The following is a 22,089-nucleotide window of genomic DNA, read 5'->3' as shown; positions in this document are numbered from 1 at the left end:
ATGTATGGGTACTGGCAAGATTGGGAGGTTGGAAAGGTTATGAAAGCAAGCGGACACCAGGAATAACAACCCTATGGATCGGACTAAGGTATTTTAGAGCAGCAAAAGAAGGATGGGACACATATAAAGATGTGTCCACACGATAGGAATGTTCGGGATCAGCATCTTTCCCGCTATAAAGACCCTGAAATGAATTCAGGGTGACGGCACGAATGGAAAAATGCATAAACTTAATGTAGGGTTGGCCATAGCAATCTATTCCTTATCCTATCGGTCGGTGTCTCACCGACCAAAATAAAATTCAGAATGACAAATTATAAGAGAGATCTATTAGAATTAGGAAATGGTTGGCCTGTGGTTCTTGGAGGCCGTTGGTCCCGCTTTACGCTTTACTCCGTTGCAATCGTGTTCGCTCCAATCTGGTTTAGGAACAATGGTTTGTGCACTTGCAGCCCCGAAAATGAAACACTGTCTTAATTATTTAGCCCCGGTTGCAGCGTTACCCTGCAGCAACGAGGTACGAGGAAGCGAAGCGTATAAGTGTAAAACGGGAAGGAATTTATTGGTTTGTACCAGCCTTGCGCTTCAAATGAAAATTGGTGTTTTTATCCTATCGGTCGGTGTCTCACCGACCGAAATAAAATTCAGAATGACAAATTATAAGAGAGATCTATTAAATTAGGAAATGGTTGGCCTGTGGTTCTTGGAGGCCGTTGGTCCCTATTCCTTGGTCTGTGTCCCCACAGACCAAATAGACAATTTATCCTATCGGTTGGTGTCTCACCGACCGAAATAAAATCATAGTGTTTGTTGTAAGATTACTTCTTCGGCTGAAATAGCGCATCGCAATGATGATTTATCTGATCAAAACTCAAACTCCAGCTGATTACTTTCTGGCTTTTCGATTTCTACATCATCATAAAAACGCGATAAGGTAATGCCCAAAAGCCTCACCTGCGTTGTGCCGATAGCTGCCTCTTCCAAAAGTTTAATCGCTTCGGCATAAATTACCTCTGCTTTGTTTATTGGTTGGGCAAAAGACCGGCTGCGCGTAATGAGTTTAAAATCGGCGAACTTTATTTTTAGGGTTACCGTTTTTCCGCTTAGTTGATATTTTTCCAAACGTTTGGCCACGGTTTCACTGATCTGTTTTAACAGATCGTGCATCACCGAATCTTCATTGGTATCTTCCGAAAGGGTATCTTCTGCACCAACTGATTTGCTTTCGCGATTCGACTGAACGGGACGTTCATCAATACCACGAACAATTTTATAATAAAAGCTTCCCGATTTCCCGAATTGGGCAACAAGCTGGGCTTCTGTCAATTTTTTTAAATCTGCACCTGTATTAATCTGCATGGCCTTCATTTTGGCGCCGGTAACTTTGCCTACCCCAAAAAAATTTTCAACCGGTAGTTTTTCCATAAAAGCCTCAATCTTCGATGGACCAATAAAAGTTAAACCATCCGGTTTGTTCATATCTGAAGCTACTTTGGCCACAAATTTATTGATCGATACGCCTGCCGAAGCTGTTAAATTCAACTCATTTTTAATGGCATCTTTAATCGATTGTGCAATATCAATAGCCGACCCAATTCCGAGCTTGTCTTCCGTTACATCAAGGTAAGCTTCATCCAACGAAAGGGGTTCTATAATATCGGTGTACCGGCTAAAAATTTCCCTAAGCGCTTTTGAAACCGCGGTATAGGCATCAAAACGTGGGTATACGAAAATTGCTGTCGGGCAAAGCTGGTAAGCTTTACTGCTCGACATTGCCGAGCGGATTCCATATTGCCGCGCTTCGTAACTGGCTGTAGAAACCACACCACGACTATCGGGCTTGCCACCAACTACTAAGGGCTTTCCCCGGTATTCAGGGAAATCGCGTTGCTCTACAGATGCATAAAAAGCATCCATATCGATATGAATTATTTTTCTTAAAACCGGTAGAGTTGAATCAGACATGCAATGATCTAAATTTCGTGATTTTTATCAGGATTATTGATCTAGATTTTTTTTCTTTACAAAATATGGAGAGAGCAATTCGTTTTTATAAAAATGCAAAGCACGAATGGTATGCCGATATACCTGAATGGGGAGGAGATATAGCCGATCTGCAAATGGTAGAGGGTGCCGATGAATTATTGAACTGGATAGCGATTGCCGGGGATGAATGCAAATTACTGATGGCTGATGCGCCTATTGAAAATGCCGAAATTTTAGATCTTGTTTATACCCGGGAAGAGAATTTGGGCGGTGGTGGCGACTATCTGTTAGAAAAATTTAGAGGAGAATTTAAGAACCATAAACTTTGGCTTTGCCATGTAACGGAATTTGTTTTTAAGCAATTGCCTGAACGGATTTATTTTAAGGAGATTAGTTAAGCGTGATCATTAAGAAATTAGGATATTGGGGTTTTATTCATTGTGTTCGTCATCCTGAACTGGTTTCAGGATCCATTTAACTGCAATTCTTTTAATATTGATTCATCATTATTAATTTGCCAAATAGAATCATCATACAAAAGACCCTGAAATAAATTCAGGGTGACGGCTCTAGGTAGTATCGAGCTAATCCAACAATACCTCTACTTTATTAAGTAACGAATCCATTTCGAATGGTTTTTCCATAAAATCATTGGCACCGGCATCTAGCGCAGATTGTCTGATGTCTCTACTGGCCGAGATCATTAAAATAGGGATTTCCTTAAATTGAGGGTCGTTTTTAAGCTGTTTGCATATATCCCTGCCATCGTGTCCACTCATCCAGATATCGAGCATAATCAGATCAGGCTTATTCTTTACCGCGTCTATTACTGCCCCGCCATCATATGTAAATTCAACATCATAACCCATCACTTCCAAAATCATCGTCACAGCATCAACAATTCCTTCATCATCATCGGCAATGAGTATTTTTTTATTTCCCATTTTGTAAATTTTATTTCATATTGTTTTGTTTTTCAACCGGTAAATGAGAAGATGATTAAGAGCGTATAATTATTAAAGCGGTAAAGATGCTTTTTGTTTTAAAAAAATGAATATCTATTTAGACAATTTTAGCAATGGGTTGATCAACTACTTTTGCACCTGGATTTCATAGTCGGATGCCAAGCTTATAAATTGAACGTGAAATGCATAATTTTAAAGCTTATAAAATATTTCGGAGAATTATAGTTTATATTTACAGCGTTTATTCAAATTAATTGGGTTTATAGCCAAAAATGGATAGTATTAATATTAAGAAGTTAGCAGAAGCTTTAAATTTATCTACTTCTACAATTTCGAGGGCTTTTAGGGATAATAGTGACATTAATGGGGCTACCAAAGCGCGTATATTAGCCAAGGCAAAAGAATTAAACTATCAGCCCAATCACTACGCCAGTAATTTAAGGGAGCAAAAAAGTAAAACCATTGCCGTTATTGTACCCGAATTGGCCAATAATTATTTCTCACAGGCCATTCACGGTATTGAACGTGTAGCCAGAGAAAACGGTTACCATATTCTGATTTACGTAACGGATGATGATTATAAAAAAGAAGTAACTTTTATCCGCCATTTGCACAATGGTAGGGCAGATGGTATTGTAATGTCGGTTTCAGGAGAAGCTAACGATCATAATTACCTCAATAAATTTGGAAGTAAAAGGTTGCCTTTGGTGTTTTTCGATCGGATTTACGAAGATATTGATACGCCAAGGGTAATTACAAATGATTATAACAGCAGTTTTCTGGCAACTGAGCATTTAATAGAGCAGGGCTGCAGTAGAATTGCCTACCTGGTGGTGAATAAAAGTTTATCGATAGGTAAAACACGTATGCAGGGCTATCTTGATGCATTGGCTAAACATCAGATTCCTTTCGAAGAAAATCTGATCGTTGATTGCAGTAACAGTTACGAAGAAAATAGCATTATCATTAAAGAGGCTTTAACGCAATTAAAACCGGATGGTGTTTTTACCTCAGTAGAACGTTTGGCCTTTGCCACTTACTATGCATGTTACGATCTCAATATCAACATCCCCAAAGATTTAAAGGTGATCAGTTTCTCCAGTTTGGAAATTGCTCCTTTGTTAAATCCCTCACTCACTACAATCACTCAACCCGCTACCGAAATAGGAGAGGAAGCAGCTAAATTACTGTTTACTATTTTAGATGATCATGCCGATAAGAATCTACCAAATGAGGTGGTTTTAGAGTCTAAAATTATCAAGCGGAATTCGACCATAAACGGGTAAAAAAAGCCCTTAAAAAGGTGGAGATTTTTAGCTTAAAATTCTCAAAAATTTTTGTCACTTAGTGTAAAATAAGCAGAATTCTGACCAATTTTCGGGAACGTTCCCGAAGAAGTGCTAAATTTTGCCTCAATTTTTTCGGGAACGTTCCCGAAAAAAGCTTCAAAAATGACTTAGTGTAATATTTACACTTTAAATTAAAATTTAACATTTTTAATTTATTGATTATCAGGTTATTGAAAATTTAAAAATTATTTAATATAGATTTTTATTTGTGGCGAAAAGCTGATTTTTACATTGATTTTCTTGTTGATATTTTGGCCCGAAATATATTTTTTAAATAAATTTTGAAATATCATTAACAGCTGTAAATTAGGCATATGTGTAAATCACTATAATATTTAACCAAATTTTTATACTTAAACGAGCTTCAAATATGAGAGTATTTTACCTGTTAAAACAGGGGCTTTTGGTGCTGTTAGTTTTTTCAGCATTAATGGTAAAAGCACAAACCGGATCGGTATCTGGTAAAGTGCTTGATGAAACCGGCCTGCCATTACCTGGCGCTTCTGTAGTTGTAAAAGGAACAACAAGAAGTACATCAACAGATGCTAATGGTAATTATAAACTGGCAGGTTTATCGAATGGTTCGATAACGTTATCTGCAAGTTTTATCGGTTATCAAACCCTTGATAAAGCCGTAAGCATTTCAGCAAATGCTACTGTTAATTTTCAATTGGCACCCGATGCACAAAAACTGAACGAGGTGGTGGTGATCGGTTATGGTACTGCAGAAAAGAAAAACCTAACCGGATCAATCACCACAGTAGGTGCCAAAGATTTCCAAAAAGGAACGATTACAACGCCTGAACAATTAATTCAAGGTAAAGTAGCAGGGGTTAACATTATCTCTAATAGTGGTCAACCTGGAGTAGGTAGCCAAATCCGTATCCGTGGTGGGGCATCATTAAATGCAAGTAACGATCCTCTTATCGTAATTGACGGGGTTCCCTTCAGCGGTAACGCTATTGGTAATGCGCCAAGCCCATTATCATTGGTCAACCCGAACGATATCGAAACCTTTACCGTTTTAAAGGATGCAAATGCAACAGCCATTTATGGTTCGAGGGCATCGAACGGGGTAATTTTAATTACGACCAAAAAAGGTGCATCAGGCGCACCGGTGTTTAATTTTAGTACCAACAATTCTATCGCTACGGTTGCTAAAAAGGTTGATATCCTGTCTTCAGGACAGATCCGCGATTTCGTAAATGCGAACCCAAATGCAAGTTATGACGATGGTAAAAAATTTACTTCGTTACTGGGCGGTTCAAATACCGATTGGCAGGATGAAATTTATCAGAACGCATTTTCAACTGATAACAGTTTAAGCATTGCAGGCTCATTTAAAGGTGTTCCTTACCGTGTTTCTGCTGGTTATTTAGATCAGCAAGGCCTTTTGATTACCGATCATTTTTCTCGTGGAACAGGTGCAATCAGCATTTCGCCAAAATTATTCCAGGATCATTTAAAAATCGATTTAAACTTAAAAGGTGCATTAACTCAATCGCATTTTGCTAATGCTGGTGCTGTTGGTGCTGCTATCCAGTTCGATCCAACACAATCAGTAAATGCAAACAATAGCTTTGGTAACTATTTCGAATGGTTAAGAAGCGATGGTACAGTAAATCCGAATGCACCGCGCAATCCGGTAGGTTTGATCAGGTTGAACGATAACAATGGTAATGCCGAAAGAAGTTTTGGTAACGCACGTTTCGATTACTCTTTCCACTTTTTACCAGAATTGCACGCTAATTTAAATTTAGGTTACGATCTGTCCAAGGGCTACGGTGATGTTCGTATTCCGGTTTATGCTGCACAAAGTATTTCAACTTTAGGTTCATACACCCATTCTTTGAATACAGAAACCAACAAACTTTCTGAGTTTTACTTAAACTATGCACACACTGTAGAGAGCATTAAAAGCCGTTTTGATGTAACTGCAGGTTACGGATATTATGATAACTCAAAAACCGGTTTCAACTTTACTTCTTATAAAGGTACTGGCGAAGCATTGGTAACGCCTGTTTTTCCTTTCTCTACCGATCGCGATAAATTGCTTTCTTACTACGGAAGGTTTATTTATACTTTGGCAGATAAATATATTTTATCTGGAACATTAAGGGCTGATGCTTCTTCAAAATTTGCAGCGCAAAACCGTTGGGGTTATTTTCCTTCAGCTGCTTTTACCTGGAGAATTTCAAACGAGAATTTCTTGAAAAACAGCTCATCGGTTTCTGATTTAAAACTCCGTTTAAGTTACGGTCAAACAGGTAATAAAGATGGTATCGGCTATTATGATTACCTATCTAAATATTATGCCAATAGCAATACGGGCCAATACCAGATCGGCAATACTTTTTACAACTATTATACTCCGGCAGCTTACGATCCTGATCTGAAATGGGAAACTACTACCACCTATAATGCAGGTTTGGATTATGGTTTTATGAAAGGCCGTTTATACGGAAGTATCGATGTGTATTACAAAAAGACTTCTGATCTTTTAAGCAAAATCAATATTCCCGTAGGTACGAACTTTAACAACGAGTTAACAACGAATGTGGGTAATATGGATGTTAAAGGTGTTGAGGGAAGCTTAAACTTCTCGGCAATCAAAACCGAAAACACCAGCTGGGATTTTGGTGTAAACATTGCATACAACAAAAGAAAAGTAACCAATTTAACCTTAAATCCCGATCCTGCTTCGAAAGTTGGTGCAGGCGATATTACAGGTGGTACCGGTGTTACCTTAAAATATAATGCCGTTAACCAAATCCCCGGATCTTTTTTCGTATACAAACAAGTGTATAACGCAGATGGAAAACCTTTAGAAGGTGTTTATGAAGATCTGAACAAAGATGGCGTGATCAATACCAGCGATCAGTATTTTTATAAATCACCTGATCCAAATATTACCCTGGGTTTCAATACTTCCTTTTCGTACAAGAAATGGAGTTTTACTACGTCGCTTAGGGCTAACTTTGGTAACTACATATATGATAACGTTTCATCAAACTTTGGTGTCAGAGCGAATATCTTAAGTCCGGCAGGTGTAATCAACAATGCATCAACAGATTTTCTGGCAACCAATTTCCAGAACAACCAGTTCTTAAGCGATTATTATATTAAAAACGCTTCATTCCTGAAAATGGACAATGCAGGTATTTCTTACAACGCCGGCAAGTTATCTAAAACCGGAACAGCCACGTTAAGGATATCGGCAAACTGCCAGAATGTTTTTACCGTAACCAAGTACAATGGTATAGATCCTGAGTTGAGCGGTGGTATTGATTATAACCTATATCCGCGTCCGCGCACGTATACTTTAGGTTTTAATGTTGGTTTTTAATAAGGAGACAAAAAATGAAAAACTCATTTAAAATAATATTGGCATCAGGTGTTTTATTGTTGTCATTAAATTCATGCAAAAAAGGAGATTTAAACGTATTGCCCACCAATGATGTTACTGCGGCAACCGTTTATGCTACTCCGGCAGGGTATAAACAAGGTTTGGTTAAATTATATGCGGCTTATGCATTAACCAGTTCTACAGGATCGGATAATAGTGATATCGGTGGATTGAACTCGGGTTTTGCAGATTTCCTACGTTTATTCTGGACTTCACAAGAGCTGGTAACCGATGAGGCGATCTGTGCCTGGGGAGATACCGGTATTCCGGAATTGGATTATGGTACACCAAGTGTGGATAACCAGTTTTTAAGGGGATTATACTCAAGAAGTATTTTACAGATTACGGTTTGTAATGAATTTCTTCGCGAAAGTACAGCCGATAAATTGGCTTCACGCAACATTACAGGTACCGACGCTGCAGATATTACCAGATACCGTGCAGAAGCCCGGTTTTTACGTGCTTATCAATATTGGGTACTTTTAGATGCCTTTGGTAATCCTCCTTTTGTTACCGAAAATGATGAAATCGGTAAAGTAGCCCCAAAGCAGATCCAAAGGGCTGCCCTTTTTAGTTATATCGAATCAGAACTTAAAGCAATTGAGGGTGATTTAGCCAATGCGCGTGGCAACGAATATGGCCGTGCAGATAAAGGCGCTGATTGGGCTTTATTGGCCAGGTTATATTTAAATGCACAGGTGTATACCGGAACTGCAAAATATACAGAAGCCATTACTTACTCGGGCAAGGTGATTGCTGCGGGTTATAGCTTAAAATCCAATTATATGGATCTTTTTAAAGCGGATAATAACATTAACAATACCGAGAATATTTTAACCATTAACTATGATGGAGTAACAGGTACCAATTATGGAGGCACCACATTCCTGATCAATGCAGGTATTAATGCCGATATGGGTACAGCATCATATGGTGTGCCGAACGGCGGTTGGGGCGGCAACAGGACCCGTCAGAATTTGCCTGCATTATTTCCAGATGCAAATGGAACTTTAGATAAACGTGGTACTTTCTTCGGTGCAAAAAATACAGTTGATGAAATTGGCGTATTTACAGATGGATTGCGTGTTACAAAATTTAAAAACATTATTGGTACCAGTACCATACCTCCATCATTAAACGGAACATTCAGCTCTTTGGATTTTGCAATTTTCCGCTTGGCCGAACAGTATTTAATTTACGGGGAAGCAGTTGCCCGTGGTGGTTCAGGTGGTGATGCCGCAAAAGCGCTCGAATATGTTAATGCCTTACGTCAACGTGCTTATGGCAATGCATCAGGTAATCTAACTCCAGCTGCATTAACCGTCGATTTTTATTTGGATGAGCGTGCCCGCGAATTATACTGGGAAGGTCACCGCCGTACCGATCTGGTGCGTTATGGTAAATTTACCGGTGGTACTTACTTATGGCCATTTAAAGGTGGGGTTAAAGCCGGAACATCTATTCCTGCCTACCGCAACATTTATCCGATTCCAGCGGCAGATTTAATTGCCAATCCGAATCTGGTTCAAAACACAGGTTATTAATCTTAATATTTTAATAAGATATGAAATCAATATTTTTCAAAACCTTGGCCTTTTGCTTTGTAGCACTGTCGCTTTGGTCGTGTAAAAAAGACGAAACACAAACGGTTTCAATTATTGGGGCAGCAGGCACACTTACCGCTTCTACCAATATATTGAGTTTGGTACAGGCAAATGGTGCGCAGGCCGCATTAACATTAAGCTATCCACTGGCTACGTCATCAGGTTATGTGGTGCCAGTAAACTCAACCTTACAGTTCGCGTTAAAGGGCACTAACTTTGCTGCTCCAAAAGAAATAGTGGTTACCTCAAAAACTTATGCACCAACCGTAACCGAAATCAACAACATGATTTTGGCTTTAGGTGGAAAAGTTGGCGTTGCCGCCCAGGTTGAAGTAAGGTTGAAATCGGGTGCGGCCGTAAACGATTTAACTTACTCAAACGTGATCACTTTAACCGCTACACCTTATTTGGCTTCAGCATGGATTTATGTTCCAGGGGCTTATCAAGGATGGGATCCTGCTACTGCTGACAGTTTAATTTCACTATCAAGCAATGGTATTTATACCGGAATGATTGCTTATACCGCCGGAAACCTGGAGTTTAAAATCACTCCTGCCAAAAAATGGGATGTTGCCTATGGCGATGCCGGTTCGGGTAAAATCAGCAGTAGTGCAGGCGATAACTTAAAATCGCCAGATGCCATAGTAAAACAGGTAACCGTTGATTTAAATGCCAAAACCATAGCTTTTTCAACACCGAACGAATGGTCGATTATTGGAGACGCAACTTTGGGTGGCTGGAACAATGATACCGACATGAAAGTGGTAAATGATGGAAAATCAAATAATTACTCCGTTAAAACAACCTTAACTGCTGGTGCATTGAAATTCAGGTTCAAACATGATTGGACAGTTAATCTCGGTGGTAGTATAACTGCTTTAACCAATAATGGCGATAACATTGCCGTAACCGTTCCTGGAACTTATACCATTACTTTAGATGTAGCCGCTAAAAAAGCTACAATGGTTAAAAACTAATCCTTATTATCTGTCCCTGCAGTTACATACTGCGGGGCTTTTTAAAAATCTTTAAAGTTTTAGCATGAACAGATCTCATACCCATCCAAATTATCCGTTTCCAATTCATAATCATACTAATACTTCCTTTTTTAAAAGGGTAACAACCATTTTTACCCTACTGGTTGTTTTTCTAACAAACAATCTGTTTGCCCAAAAGCTGGAACGGGTAGAACCAATGTTCTGGTTTACAGGCATGCACAATCCTAAATTACAACTACTTGTTCATGGCGAAAACATTGCCAATACCACAGTGGACTTAACCTATCCAGGGGTGAAACTCGTAAAGGTTAACAAAGTTGAAAACCCGAATTATTTATTCCTCGATTTAACAATTGCTGCTACCGTAAAATCCGGAAGTTTCCCGATCAACTTTTCTGTAAAAGGCAAAAAGATATTCAGTTACACTTACGAATTAAAAAACCGCGATAAAAGTGCGGGCAGGGTTCAGGGCGTAACCAACAAAGATTTCATTTACCTGCTCATGCCCGATCGTTTTTCGAACGGCGATAAAAGCAACGATGTGGTTCAGGGTTTAACCGAAACTGCATTAAACCGCGATAGCATGTACTACCGCCATGGTGGCGATATACAAGGTGTAATTAACCACCTCGATTACCTGAAAGATTTGGGTGTAACTACAGTTTGGATGACACCAGAAGTAGAAAACGATATGCCACAGGCTTCTTACCATGGCTATGCGGTAACCGATCATTATAAAATAGACCCACGTTATGGAACAAATGCACTTTACAAAAAGTACGTAGAGATTGCCCATGGTAAAGGATTAAAAGTGATTAAAGATATTGTACATAACCACATTGGCACCCAACATTGGTTTTATAAAGATTTACCGATGAAAAGCTGGTTAAACCAATGGCCAAAATATACGCAAACGAGTTACCGCGATCAGACCGTGATGGATGTACACGCCGCTGCGGCAGATCGTAAACAGATGTTAGATGGTTGGTTTGTGCCTTCAATGCCCGATTTAAACCAGACCAATCCTTATGTACAGAATTACCTGACTCAAAACCACATCTGGTGGATCGAATATGCTGGTATTGATGGTTTACGTTTAGATACTTACGGATATAACGATCCGGTTTATATGGCCGATTGGGCTGTAAAAGTTCAGGCAGAATTCCCGCACTTATCTGTTTTTGGCGAAACACTGGTAACTGCTGTGGCGAACCAGGCCTTTTTTACTGGTGGCAATACGGTTAACCGCGGTTTTGATACCCATTTGCAAGGGATTACCGATGCCACTTTAAAAGATGCAATTTACGAAGGAATAAACGGCAAAAACGGTTGGGTAGACGGAATTAATCGTTTGTATGCCACCTTAGCACACGATTTTCTTTATAAAAACCCAAATACCAACTGCATCTTTTTAGATAATCACGATATGAGCCGCTTCTATTCAATGGTTGGCGAAGATTTCGATAAATACAAAATGGGGATGAGTATTCTCTTAACCATGCGGGGCATTCCCGAGATGTATTACGGAACAGAAATTTTAATGAAAAACTTTTCCAATCCCGATGGACTGATCCGTTCCGATTTTCCTGGCGGCTGGGAAGGTGATAAAAAGGACAAATTTATAGCCGATGGCCGTACAGGCAAAGAAAATGAAGCTTTCAATTTTGTTAAAACATTGGCCAATTTTCGCAAAAACAGCGCAGCATTACAAACGGGTAAATTGATGCAGTTTGTACCGCAAGATGATATTTATGTTTATTTCCGCTACAATGCCGAACCAAAAGGAACAGTAATGGTTATTGTAAACAACACTGAAAAAGAAAAAACATTAAATACCGATCGCTTTGCCGAAAGAACGGCAGGAATTACAACTGCCAAAAATGTAATTACCGGCGAAAACATCAATTTTCAAAATATAACAGTGCCAGCCAAGACCACTTTGGTGCTCGAATTAAGGTAGAAGGTTGAGGGTTTAAGGCGGAAGGTAATTGCCACTTGCCAAAAAAATGCTACGCCTTGAAACCTGATACGTACTAAAAATTATAATAAAGATGCAAAATAATAGTCATATAGAACCTTCTGCCTTCAATCTTACGCCTTCTACCTCAATAAAGGCCTGTCTCTTCGATTTAGATGGCGTACTTGTAGATACTGCAGTTTACCATTATAAAGCCTGGAAACGTTTGGCCAATACCATGGGTTTCGATTTTACAGAAGAGCAGAACGAACAGTTGAAAGGCGTTAGCCGCGTAGAAAGTTTAAATAAGATTCTCGTTTGGGGTGGTGTAGATAAAACCGATGCCGAAAAAGAAGAACTCGCCAGTTTAAAAAACAGCTGGTATGTAGATATGATTACTAAAATGACACCGGCCGAAGTTTTACCGGGAACGGTTGATTTCTTAACAGCGATTCATAAGGCCGGTTACAAATTGGCCCTGGGCTCGGCAAGTAAAAACTCGGGGATTATTTTAGAGAAAACAGACCTTGCTCATTTCTTCGATGAAATAGTTGATGGAAACATGGTCACCAAATCAAAACCCGATCCTGAAGTATTTTTAAAAGGAGCCGAACTTTTAGGTTTTGCACCTGATGAATGCGTGGTTTTTGAAGATGCTGTTGCCGGTGTAGAAGCTGCAAAAAGAGGCGGAATGAAAGCCATCGGTATCGGCGAAAAAAGCGTGCTTAGCCAGGCAGATGTGGTGGTAAGCGGATTAGACAAATTAACAGTTAAAGATTTAGAGGCGTTGTAAAGGAGTATCAAGTATAGAGTAGAATGTATCAAGTAGTGAATTTATCTTGATACACAATACTAATTACTTGATACTAGTTACTCGCTACTTGATACTAGATTATGAAAAATTACATTAAAGCAGATGAGTGGAATATTATCGAAGAAGGCTTTGATCCACATTTAAATAAAATTTCGGAAAGTATTTTCAGCTTGGGTAATGGCCGTATGGGCCAGCGTGCCAATTTTGAAGAAACTTATACCGGAGAAACCTTACTTGGGAATTATGTTGCAGGTGTTTATTATCCAGATAAAACCCGTGTGGGATGGTGGAAAAACGGGTATCCGGAATATTTTGCAAAAGTATTGAACGCGGCTAACTGGGTAGGTATCGAAGTAAAAATAAATGAGGAAATCCTTGATCTGGCAACAGCTGAGGTAAGCGATTTTAAACGCGTGCTAAACATGCATGCCGGATATCTGGAGCGCACCTTCACGGCAAAATTAAAAAGCGGTAAAACATTAAAAGTTAAATCAACCCGTTTTTGCAGCATCGCCGATGATGAAGTTGGCGCCATCCGTTATAGCATTACGCCATTAAATTTCGATGGTAAATTAACATTAACGCCTTTTATTGATGGCGATGTTAAAAATCAGGACAGTAACTACGACGAAAAATTCTGGGATAAAATTGCAGATGAAATTTCTGGAACAGAAGCTTACATTAAATTAAGAACTAAGAAAACTGAATTTGAGGTTTGTACCGGGAGTAATATTGAACTGTATAAAAATGCGGAGAAATTAGACATCAATCCTGAGGCTGTCCGCAAAGAGAAATTTGTGGGACAAACTATCTCTCTTGATGTTAAAGCAAATGAAGAGATCACTTTGGTTAAAATCGCAGCGAATTTATCTTCAGAAAATTACCCGAAAGAATCACTTTTAAAAGAAACAAGATCGGTAATTGCCAAAGCATCTGCTAAAGGATTCGATACCTTGTTAAAAGAACAAACTGAAGCCTGGGCAAGCAAGTGGGAAGAAAGTGACATCATTATCGAAGGTGATATTTCGGCTCAACAGGCTATCCGTTTCAATATTTTTCAGCTTTTTCAAACTTATACCGGTAAAGATGACCGGTTGAACATTGGTCCGAAAGGTTTTACTGGCGAAAAATATGGAGGCTCAACCTATTGGGATACAGAAGCTTATTGTGTGCCGTTTTACCTGGCAACTGCTCCGCAGGAAGTAAGCAAAAACCTGTTAATTTATCGCCATAAACAATTGGGCAAAGCGATTGAAAATGCAGCAAAATTAGGTTTTAAAGACGGTGCAGCATTGTATCCTATGGTAACGATGAACGGTGAGGAATGCCATAACGAATGGGAAATTACTTTCGAAGAAATCCACCGTAATGGCGCCATCGCTTTTGCCATTTTCAATTACATCCGTTACACAGGTGATGAAAGCTACCTGTCTGACTTTGGTTTAGAAGTATTGATCGGTATTGCCCGTTTCTGGAAACAACGCGTTAACTGGAGCAATGATAAACAGCAATATGTAATGCTTGGGGTAACCGGACCAAATGAATACGAAAACAATGTAAACAACAACTGGTACACCAATATTTTGGCTACATGGTGTTTGAAATATGCAACCGAGACAGCCGGAGTAGTGAAAGCACAGCAGCCTGAAAAATACAACAGTCTGTTAAAAAGCTTAAATTTCGATCAAAAGGAATTTACCGACTGGGCCGATATCATCGAGAAAATGTATTATCCACAAGATGAAAAACTGGGCATTTTCTTACAACAGGATGGATATTTAGATAAAGAACAAACTTTGGTGAAAGATCTTCCTGCCAGCGAACGTCCAATTAATCAAAAATGGAGCTGGGACAGGATTTTACGCTCGTGTTTCATTAAGCAGGCTGATGTATTACAGGGATTATATTTCTTTGAAGAAGATTACGATCTGGATACGTTGAAACGCAACTTCGATTTTTATGAGCCACGTACCGTACACGAAAGTTCATTGTCGCCTTGTGTGCACAGCATTTTAGCGGCGAAATTGAATGACGAGGTACGTGCTTATGAATTCTACTTGCGTACCGCCCGATTAGATCTGGATGATTATAACAACGATACCGAAGATGGTTTGCACATCACTTCGATGGCGGGAACCTGGATGAGTGTGGTAGAGGGTTTTGCAGGCATGCGTGTGCGCGACGGGAAACTGCAGTTTAATCCTTTCTTGCCAGGCAAATGGAAATCTTTTTCGTTTACCATCGGCTTTAGAGGGGCTACCTTAAAGATTAATATTACCGAGAACGGTATCAGCATTAAAAACAATGCAGCCATTGATTTAGAAATCGGTATCAGAAACCAGTTTTATAAATTGGCCGGAAATACCGAAATTGAAGTAAATAACGCAGCGTTGGTATGATTGTAGAGGTAAAATGTAAAATGGAAAACGGATGGAGATTTGCCTCGACTGATCGTCATTGCGAGGAACGAAGCAATCTTAATGCGGTAGCCTATATTATGGCAATTTTCTTTTTACTTATTTCATCAGCATCCTTTGCCCAAAAACAGCGTACAAAAATGAACGATAAACAGATCGTTATTTATCAGTTATTGCCCCGCTTATTTGGGAATAAAAACAGCACAAATACGCCTTACGGTACCATCGAACAAAATGGTTCAGGTAAGTTTAATGATATTACCGATAAAGCTTTAGATGGTATAAAAGAGCTCAGTGTTAATTATGTTTGGTACACAGGTGCACTTGCCCACGCAAGTTTAACCGATTATTCTGCCTATGGGATTAAGCCTGATGATGCCGATGTGGTAAAGGGTAGAGCGGGTTCGCCTTACGCCATCCGCGATTATTACGATGTAGATCCCGATCTGGCGGTTGACGTTAAAAGTAGAATGAAGGAGTTTGAAGCACTGGTGAAAAGAACACATGTTAAAAACCTGAAGGTGCTGATCGATTTTGTGCCCAATCACGTAGCCAGAAGTTACCACTCTTATGCAAAACCAAAAAATGTAATCGATTTTGGTACCCAGGATGATGTAACCAAAGCTTTTAGTGCCAGAAATGATTTTTATTATAACCCTGGTCAGCCATTTGCAGTGCCAACCAGTGGAGCAAAGCAAACACCACTTTCCGCTTTACAGGATGGTAAGTTTAATGAAAACCCTGCAAAAGCTACCGGTAACAATGTATTTTCTGCGCAGCCTAAATATGACGACTGGTATGAAACCATTAAGCTGAATTACGGCGTAGATTACCAGAATGGCGAAAAGCAATATTTCGATCCCATTCCGCCAGTTTGGCTAAAAATGCGCGATATTTTAACCTATTGGACCAATAAAGGAGTTGATGGTTTTAGGTGTGATATGGCCGAAATGGTACCTATCGCATTCTGGAACTGGGTAATTCCGCAGGTAAAAAAAGTGAATCCTGATTTAATTTTTCTTGGCGAAGCCTACAATCCAAAAGTTTACAAACAATATTTAGACGAAGGTAAATTCGATTACCTTTATGATAAAGTGGGTTTGTACGACGGACTTAAAAAACTGATCAGAAATGAACCAACTGCAGATGTGGCTGCGATTAAACATGTATGGCAGGTAGAAAGTGCTGGTTTTGGCAAACACATGTTGCGCTTTTTAGAAAACCACGATGAGGAACGCATTGCATCAGCAGGATTTGCGGGCAAAGCTGAACTGGCTTTAGCTGCAATGGTTGTTTCGGCAACATTGGGCTCAGGTCCTGTGATGCTTTATTTCGGTCAGGAAGTTGGCGAACCCGGAAAAGGGCAGGAAGGATTTGGCGGCGACGACAGCAGAACAACTATTTTTGATTATTGGGGTGTTCCCAATCACCAGAAATGGATGAATAATGGTGCTTTTGATGGTAAACAATTAAGTGAAAACGAGCAGAAATTACGTGCTTACTACCAACAGTTATTAAAAGTTACTTCAACTAGCGATGCGGTAATAAATGGCGGGATTTATGAGGTACCCGTTACAGGAAATATGAATAACCGTATGTATGCGTTTATCCGTTACTCGGGCAAACAGCGTTTATTGGTAGTGGCCAATTTTGATCGGACAGAAACTTTAACCGCCAATATCGAAATCCCTGATCAGATTTTAAAAGTTAAACATTCAGCTCCGGTTACAGACCTGTTAACAGACAGAAAATTAAATATCCCGGCAGGAACAAGTATACCCGTAACCCTTACACCCGTTAGCGCACAGGTGATAGCGTTTTAACCACTAGTGGTGCGTCAAGCGGCGTGCGGTTAGCGATTGAACATTAATTGTATAATCAAAATATATAACGCCATGCGCCCTGCGCTTAGCGCTTAAACAATGCAAAATGAGCTTAAAAACAGTATTCGAGAACCCGAAATTAACACTTGTACAGATCATCAACATGAGCGTTGGTTTCTTTGGGATTCAGTTCGGTTGGGATTTACAGCGCGCAAACATGGGTCGTATTTACGAAAACCTTGGCGCCAATCCCGATCAGGTTCCGTTATTGTTTTTGGCCGCGCCCTTAACCGGCTTATTGGTACAACCTATTATTGGTTACCTGAGCGACCGTACCTGGCACCCTAAATGGGGTAGAAGACGGCCTTATTTTATGATCGGGGCCATTGTAAGCAGTATTGCATTAATTTTTATGCCGCATAGCAGTGTGCTGTGGATGGCCGCTGGTTTACTTTGGATTCTGGATGTTTTTGGGAATATTGCAATGGAACCTTTCCGTGCTTTTGTTACCGATAAATTACCCGATAGTCAGGTTAACCGCGGGTTCATTATGCAGAGCATGATGATTGGTTTGGGGGGGAGTGTGGCATCAGCATTGCCATGGATTATGAACAATGTATTCCACTTAACCAATACCGCAGAACAGGGGAGTATTCCTGAAAATGTAAAATTCTCTTTTTACATCGGCGCTTTTTTCTTCTTTGCCGCGGTATTGTGGACGGTTTTTACCACTAAAGAATACCCACCTAAGGATGTAGATTTTAAAGAAAAAGTGAAAGAAAGCAATAAAGGTTTTGGTGGTGGTGCAAGAGAAATTTTTCATGCCTTAAGGAATATGCCAAAAAGAATGCAGATTGTTTCGTTGGTTCAGTTTTTTACCTGGCCAGGCTTGTTTTTAATGTGGTTTTATTATACCACAGCTGTTGCCGTGAATGTTTTTGGTGGAAAAGATGCTGCTGATCCGGTTTATGCGCATGGTGCAGATTTTGGAAGTTTAACCCTCGCGTACTACAGTGTTATTACTTTTCTTTTCGCACTGGTGCTGCCAAAAATTGCCGATGCGCTGGGCCGTAAAACCACACATGCCCTTTGTTTAATCTGTGGAGCCATCGGTTTAATTAGCGTAGCCTGGGTGCACGATAAAAATATGCTGTATTTATGCATGACAGGTGTGGGGATTGCCTGGGCCAGTATACTTTCTATGCCCTATGCCATGCTGAGCGGTTCTCTGCCCAAAGATAAAATCGGGATCTACATGGGCATCTTCAACTTTTTTATCGTACTGCCAGAGATTATTGCCTCCTTAGGCTTTGGTTGGCTAATGCGGAATGTGTTAAATAACGATAGACTTTTAGCCGTTCAATTGGGTGGAGGTTTAATGATTCTGGCTGCTATAATCTGTTATGTATTTATCCGTGAACCTAAGAAAACGGACGAAGTCTTAACGGCTAAACTTGAGGTAGAAGAAAATAGATCGGTGTAATAAATCCATGATTTATTCCGTGGTCTGTGTCCCCACAGACCACTAACAACATTTCGGTCTGTGTCTCCACAGACCGATAGAAAAATAATATTTCGGTCTGTGGAGACACAGACCGAGGAGATAAACTGTGCCTGGAAATCATAAAATCCCTAACCAAATGAAAAAAATAATTTATCTGTTGCTATTGGTAGTAACCTTTAATAGCGCCTGTAAAAAAGCATCAACAGATAGTGTTATAGAGCCAACGCCAACAAATCAAACAGCAGCTTTACCTGCCGGGGCGAGAGATGGCGCGGTATTTATCAACAACGGAACATCAGCAATAGTAACATTGTATGTGCCAGGTAAAAAGTCAGTCTCGCTAATTGGAGAGTTTAACGATTGGTCTACCACAACGCTAGCTATGAAAAATACACCAGATGGAAATTATTGGTGGATTCAGGTAGATAATTTAAACCCGAATACGGAATATGCCTATCAGTTTTATGTAGATGGAAACTTAAAAGTTGCCGATCCTTATTGTGAGAAAATACTCGATCCAGATAATGATAAATACATTACTGCAGCAACGTACTCAAACTTAAAAGCTTATCCAACAGGTAAAACAGCAGGAATTGTAAGTGTAATGCAGGCCAATCAGCCAACTTATACCTGGAAAAACACCAGTTTTTCCCGTCCGGCTAAAGATAACCTGGTCATTTACGAATTGCTGGTCCGCGATTTTACCACCGATCATAACTACGCCTCAACGCTGGCCAAACTCGATTATCTGATCGGTTTGGGCATAAACGCAATTGAGTTAATGCCGGTAAACGAATTTGAAGGGAATTTAAGCTGGGGCTACAATCCGTCGTTTTATTTTGCGCCCGATAAATATTATGGGACTAAAACAGCTTTGCAAAATTTCATTGATGAATGCCATGGCCGTGGCATTGCTGTGATTTTAGATATGGTGTTGAACCATTCCTTTGGTCAGTCACCAATGGTGCAATTGTATTTTGATGGTTCGAAACCTACCAGTTCAAGTCCATGGTTTAATGTTGATGCAAAACATCCATTTAATGTGGGGTATGATTTTAACCATGAAAGTTTGGCTACTAAAAAATTCTCAAAAGATGTTATGAAATTTTGGATGCAGCAATATAAAATTGATGGTTTCCGTTTTGACCTGTCGAAAGGATTTACACAGAAATCGTCAACTAGTGATGACCAGTTTAGATTGTACGATGCCGAGCGGATTGGGATTTGGAAAGACTATAATGGTTTTATCAAAAGTTTAGATCCTAATTTTTATGTGATTTTGGAGCACTTTGCTGAGGAAGCAGAAGAAAAAGTTTTGGCCGACGACGGAATGATGCTTTGGAACAACATGAATTACAACATGAACGAAGCCACAATGGGTTGGTTAGACGGGTCTAATTTTCAATGGGGTTTTTATGCCAATCATGGTTTTGCCAAGTCGGAGAATTTGGTTGACTATGGCGGAAGTCATGATGAGGAAAGGTTGAATTTTAAAAACATCAGCTATGGAAATGCTTCAGGTAGTTATGTAATTAAAGGAAATTTAGCTACATCATTAAAAAGAGAAGAATTAACAGCCGCATTTTTATTGAGTATCCCCGGGCCAAAAATGATCTGGCAGTTTGGAGAACTCGGGTACGATATCAGCATCGATTTTAATGGAAGAACGGGAGAAAAACCGATTAAATGGGATTATTATGCCGATCCAAACCGTAAAGTTTTGTACGATGCCTACGCTAAATTTATCAGATTGAAAAAGAACAATACCATTTTTAATTCAACAAGCTCAACCTATAGTCTTGTTGGTGGGATCAAATACATTAAATTAACCGAAGGCACAAATACGGTTGTAGTGGTTGGGAATTTTGATGTGGTGAGCCAGACGGCCAGTATAGATTTTGGTTCATCAGGAACTTGGGTCGATGCAGTTGGAAGCAGCATAATAGCTATAACAGAACTTTAGCACCAGGAGAATATCACGTTTTTAGTAGAACGGCTTTAAAATAATCTAATTTACAGACCTCGTAGGTTTTTAAAACCTGCGAGGTCTAGACTAAACTTTCCATCTCTACCGGTAGTCTTTTTAGCGGTTTAGAAATTGGCTAAAGGCTTCTCATGTTTCTCAAATCTTAGGCACACTAATAGATTTATTCCCAATCTCTAAGTAATAATCTTGTTGTTTTTAGTTAATATTGCGATAACAACTAACAGGTTAATGAACAGTAAACTAGCGCATCACTTATTATGGGAACGGTTACGGGTTGGCGATAAAGATGCGTTTTTTGATCTCTATTCGGCACTTTATTACCCGCTCGTAAATTTCGGGATCAGGGTTTGTGCCGATGCCGATACTTCAAGTGAAGCTACCGACCTTGTTTTTACCACCATTTGGGAGAAACACGAAAGCCTAACCCGTGTTGATAATGTTGAAGCCTATCTGCGTACCTTCCTTAAACGCAAACTGCTCAGAATATTAGAAAGAAAGCGTAAAATTAACGATGCACTTTTTAATGCAGGGGCCGATGGCGATTGGATGGAAATGAGCTACGAAGAGTTTATTGTTAAGGTACAAAGCGACGAACTGGTGCAACATCAGCTCAAAAATGCGCTAGAAAAATTAACCTTTCGCCAAAAACAGCTCATACATCTAAAGTTTTTTGATGGGTTAAGTTACGAGCAGATTGCCGAGCAAAGCAATCAGACCATTAAAACAGCCTATAACACCATTTACGATGCGCTTAAAATCCTGAGAAAAGAATTTAATGCGTAAATCTCCGCATTTCGTCATCTCGATTGCAGGGCAGCGGAATAGAGAGATCTTTTGCAATTAGTTCAATTCCTTTATAAACTTCTGATTTGGGCAGAAAATCTGCGTTAACGATAGGAGCGGCATCCTTTTGGTGTCATCCTGAGCCCGTAAAAGGAAAGCCAAAAGATACAGCGGATAGCGTGTTAAAACGCCTAAAAAATTAATACTTAAAACTTCTAAAGCCTTTCTATCCTCACAGCCTGCCAGTTTGAGATAGTGGATTTTATATTTTGAAAACGAGCATTCCTGTCTCCGTAGGTGCTGTAGTCCCGTTATACACTCCAATCTTTTTCCTGTCTTCCGCACTGGGACACCCAGTTTCAAAAGTTGAATAATTGGCTTAAGTATTTCTGCTCTTCATTCAAGATTAAAGTTTGCTCGACCACTTCATTATTTAATGGATTAAGAACCTTCAATGAATAAATAGTTTTTGCAATTTCAATCGCTTTCTCTGGAC

14 protein-coding genes are annotated in these 22,089 nt (G+C 39.6%); 12 read left to right on the top strand and 2 right to left on the bottom strand.

The window, feature by feature from the left end:
* Positions 1-864: 864 nt before the first annotated feature.
* Positions 865-1,965, bottom strand: a complete 1,101-nt coding sequence (dinB, locus tag AW17_RS18755) for a DNA polymerase IV (protein WP_029278895.1) — start codon at positions 1,963-1,965, stop codon at positions 865-867.
* Between the two features lie 65 nt (positions 1,966-2,030).
* Here dinB and AW17_RS18750 point away from each other — a divergent pair, with 65 nt between their 5' ends.
* Positions 2,031-2,384, top strand: a complete 354-nt coding sequence (locus AW17_RS18750) for a DUF6717 family protein (RefSeq protein ID WP_029278893.1) — start codon at positions 2,031-2,033, stop codon at positions 2,382-2,384.
* A 186-nt stretch (positions 2,385-2,570) separates the two neighbouring features.
* Here the strand turns inward: AW17_RS18750 and AW17_RS18745 are convergent, their stop codons facing one another.
* The gene (locus AW17_RS18745; protein WP_029278891.1) at positions 2,571-2,930 is read right to left on the bottom strand and encodes a response regulator; all 360 of its coding nucleotides are present in this window, start codon (positions 2,928-2,930) and stop codon (positions 2,571-2,573) included.
* A 293-nt stretch (positions 2,931-3,223) separates the two neighbouring features.
* Between AW17_RS18745 and AW17_RS18740 the strand changes: the two genes are divergently transcribed.
* The 11 genes from AW17_RS18740 (at position 3,224) to AW17_RS18690 (ending at position 21,593) form a co-directional block, all read left to right on the top strand.
* A complete protein-coding gene (locus AW17_RS18740) occupies positions 3,224-4,237 on the top strand; it encodes a LacI family DNA-binding transcriptional regulator (RefSeq protein WP_029278880.1) in 1,014 nt (337 codons plus the stop codon).
* 433 nt (positions 4,238-4,670) lie between these two features.
* A complete protein-coding gene (locus tag AW17_RS18735) occupies positions 4,671-7,646 on the top strand; it encodes a SusC/RagA family TonB-linked outer membrane protein (protein ID WP_029278878.1) in 2,976 nt (991 codons plus the stop codon).
* A 14-nt stretch (positions 7,647-7,660) separates the two neighbouring features.
* Positions 7,661-9,250, top strand: coding sequence for a RagB/SusD family nutrient uptake outer membrane protein (locus AW17_RS18730; protein ID WP_029278876.1), 1,590 nt, complete (start codon positions 7,661-7,663; stop codon positions 9,248-9,250).
* Between the two features lie 20 nt (positions 9,251-9,270).
* Entirely contained in the window at positions 9,271-10,287 is a 1,017-nt protein-coding gene (locus AW17_RS18725) for a SusE domain-containing protein (RefSeq protein ID WP_029278874.1), read from the top strand.
* Positions 10,288-10,351: 64 nt separating this feature from the next.
* Positions 10,352-12,268 (top strand): glycoside hydrolase family 13 protein, encoded by a 1,917-nt coding sequence (locus AW17_RS18720; RefSeq protein ID WP_083488771.1) that lies wholly within the window; start codon positions 10,352-10,354, stop codon positions 12,266-12,268.
* Positions 12,269-12,359: 91 nt separating this feature from the next.
* Complete coding sequence (gene pgmB, locus AW17_RS18715; protein ID WP_051691963.1) at positions 12,360-13,058, top strand: beta-phosphoglucomutase; 699 nt, start codon at positions 12,360-12,362, stop codon at positions 13,056-13,058.
* A 101-nt stretch (positions 13,059-13,159) separates the two neighbouring features.
* The gene (locus tag AW17_RS18710; RefSeq protein ID WP_029278869.1) at positions 13,160-15,478 is read left to right on the top strand and encodes a glycoside hydrolase family 65 protein; all 2,319 of its coding nucleotides are present in this window, start codon (positions 13,160-13,162) and stop codon (positions 15,476-15,478) included.
* A gap of 20 nt (positions 15,479-15,498) precedes the next feature.
* Complete coding sequence (locus AW17_RS18705) at positions 15,499-17,319, top strand: alpha-amylase family protein (protein ID WP_245235104.1); 1,821 nt, start codon at positions 15,499-15,501, stop codon at positions 17,317-17,319.
* A gap of 106 nt (positions 17,320-17,425) precedes the next feature.
* Positions 17,426-18,802: an MFS transporter gene (locus tag AW17_RS18700; protein WP_029278864.1), complete on the top strand. Its 1,377-nt coding sequence runs from the start codon at positions 17,426-17,428 to the stop codon at positions 18,800-18,802.
* A 157-nt stretch (positions 18,803-18,959) separates the two neighbouring features.
* Positions 18,960-20,786 (top strand): alpha-amylase family glycosyl hydrolase, encoded by a 1,827-nt coding sequence (locus tag AW17_RS18695; RefSeq protein WP_051691962.1) that lies wholly within the window; start codon positions 18,960-18,962, stop codon positions 20,784-20,786.
* 252 nt (positions 20,787-21,038) lie between these two features.
* Positions 21,039-21,593, top strand: a complete 555-nt coding sequence (locus tag AW17_RS18690; protein WP_029278862.1) for an RNA polymerase sigma factor — start codon at positions 21,039-21,041, stop codon at positions 21,591-21,593.
* Positions 21,594-22,089: the final 496 nt, after the last annotated feature.

Origin of the sequence: Pedobacter borealis DSM 19626, from assembly GCF_000708285.2 — a bacterium.
Classification (GTDB): domain Bacteria; phylum Bacteroidota; class Bacteroidia; order Sphingobacteriales; family Sphingobacteriaceae; genus Pedobacter; species Pedobacter borealis.
The sequence above is the reverse complement of the archived record's forward strand: the minus strand, read 5'-3'. Positions and strand labels throughout refer to the sequence as shown.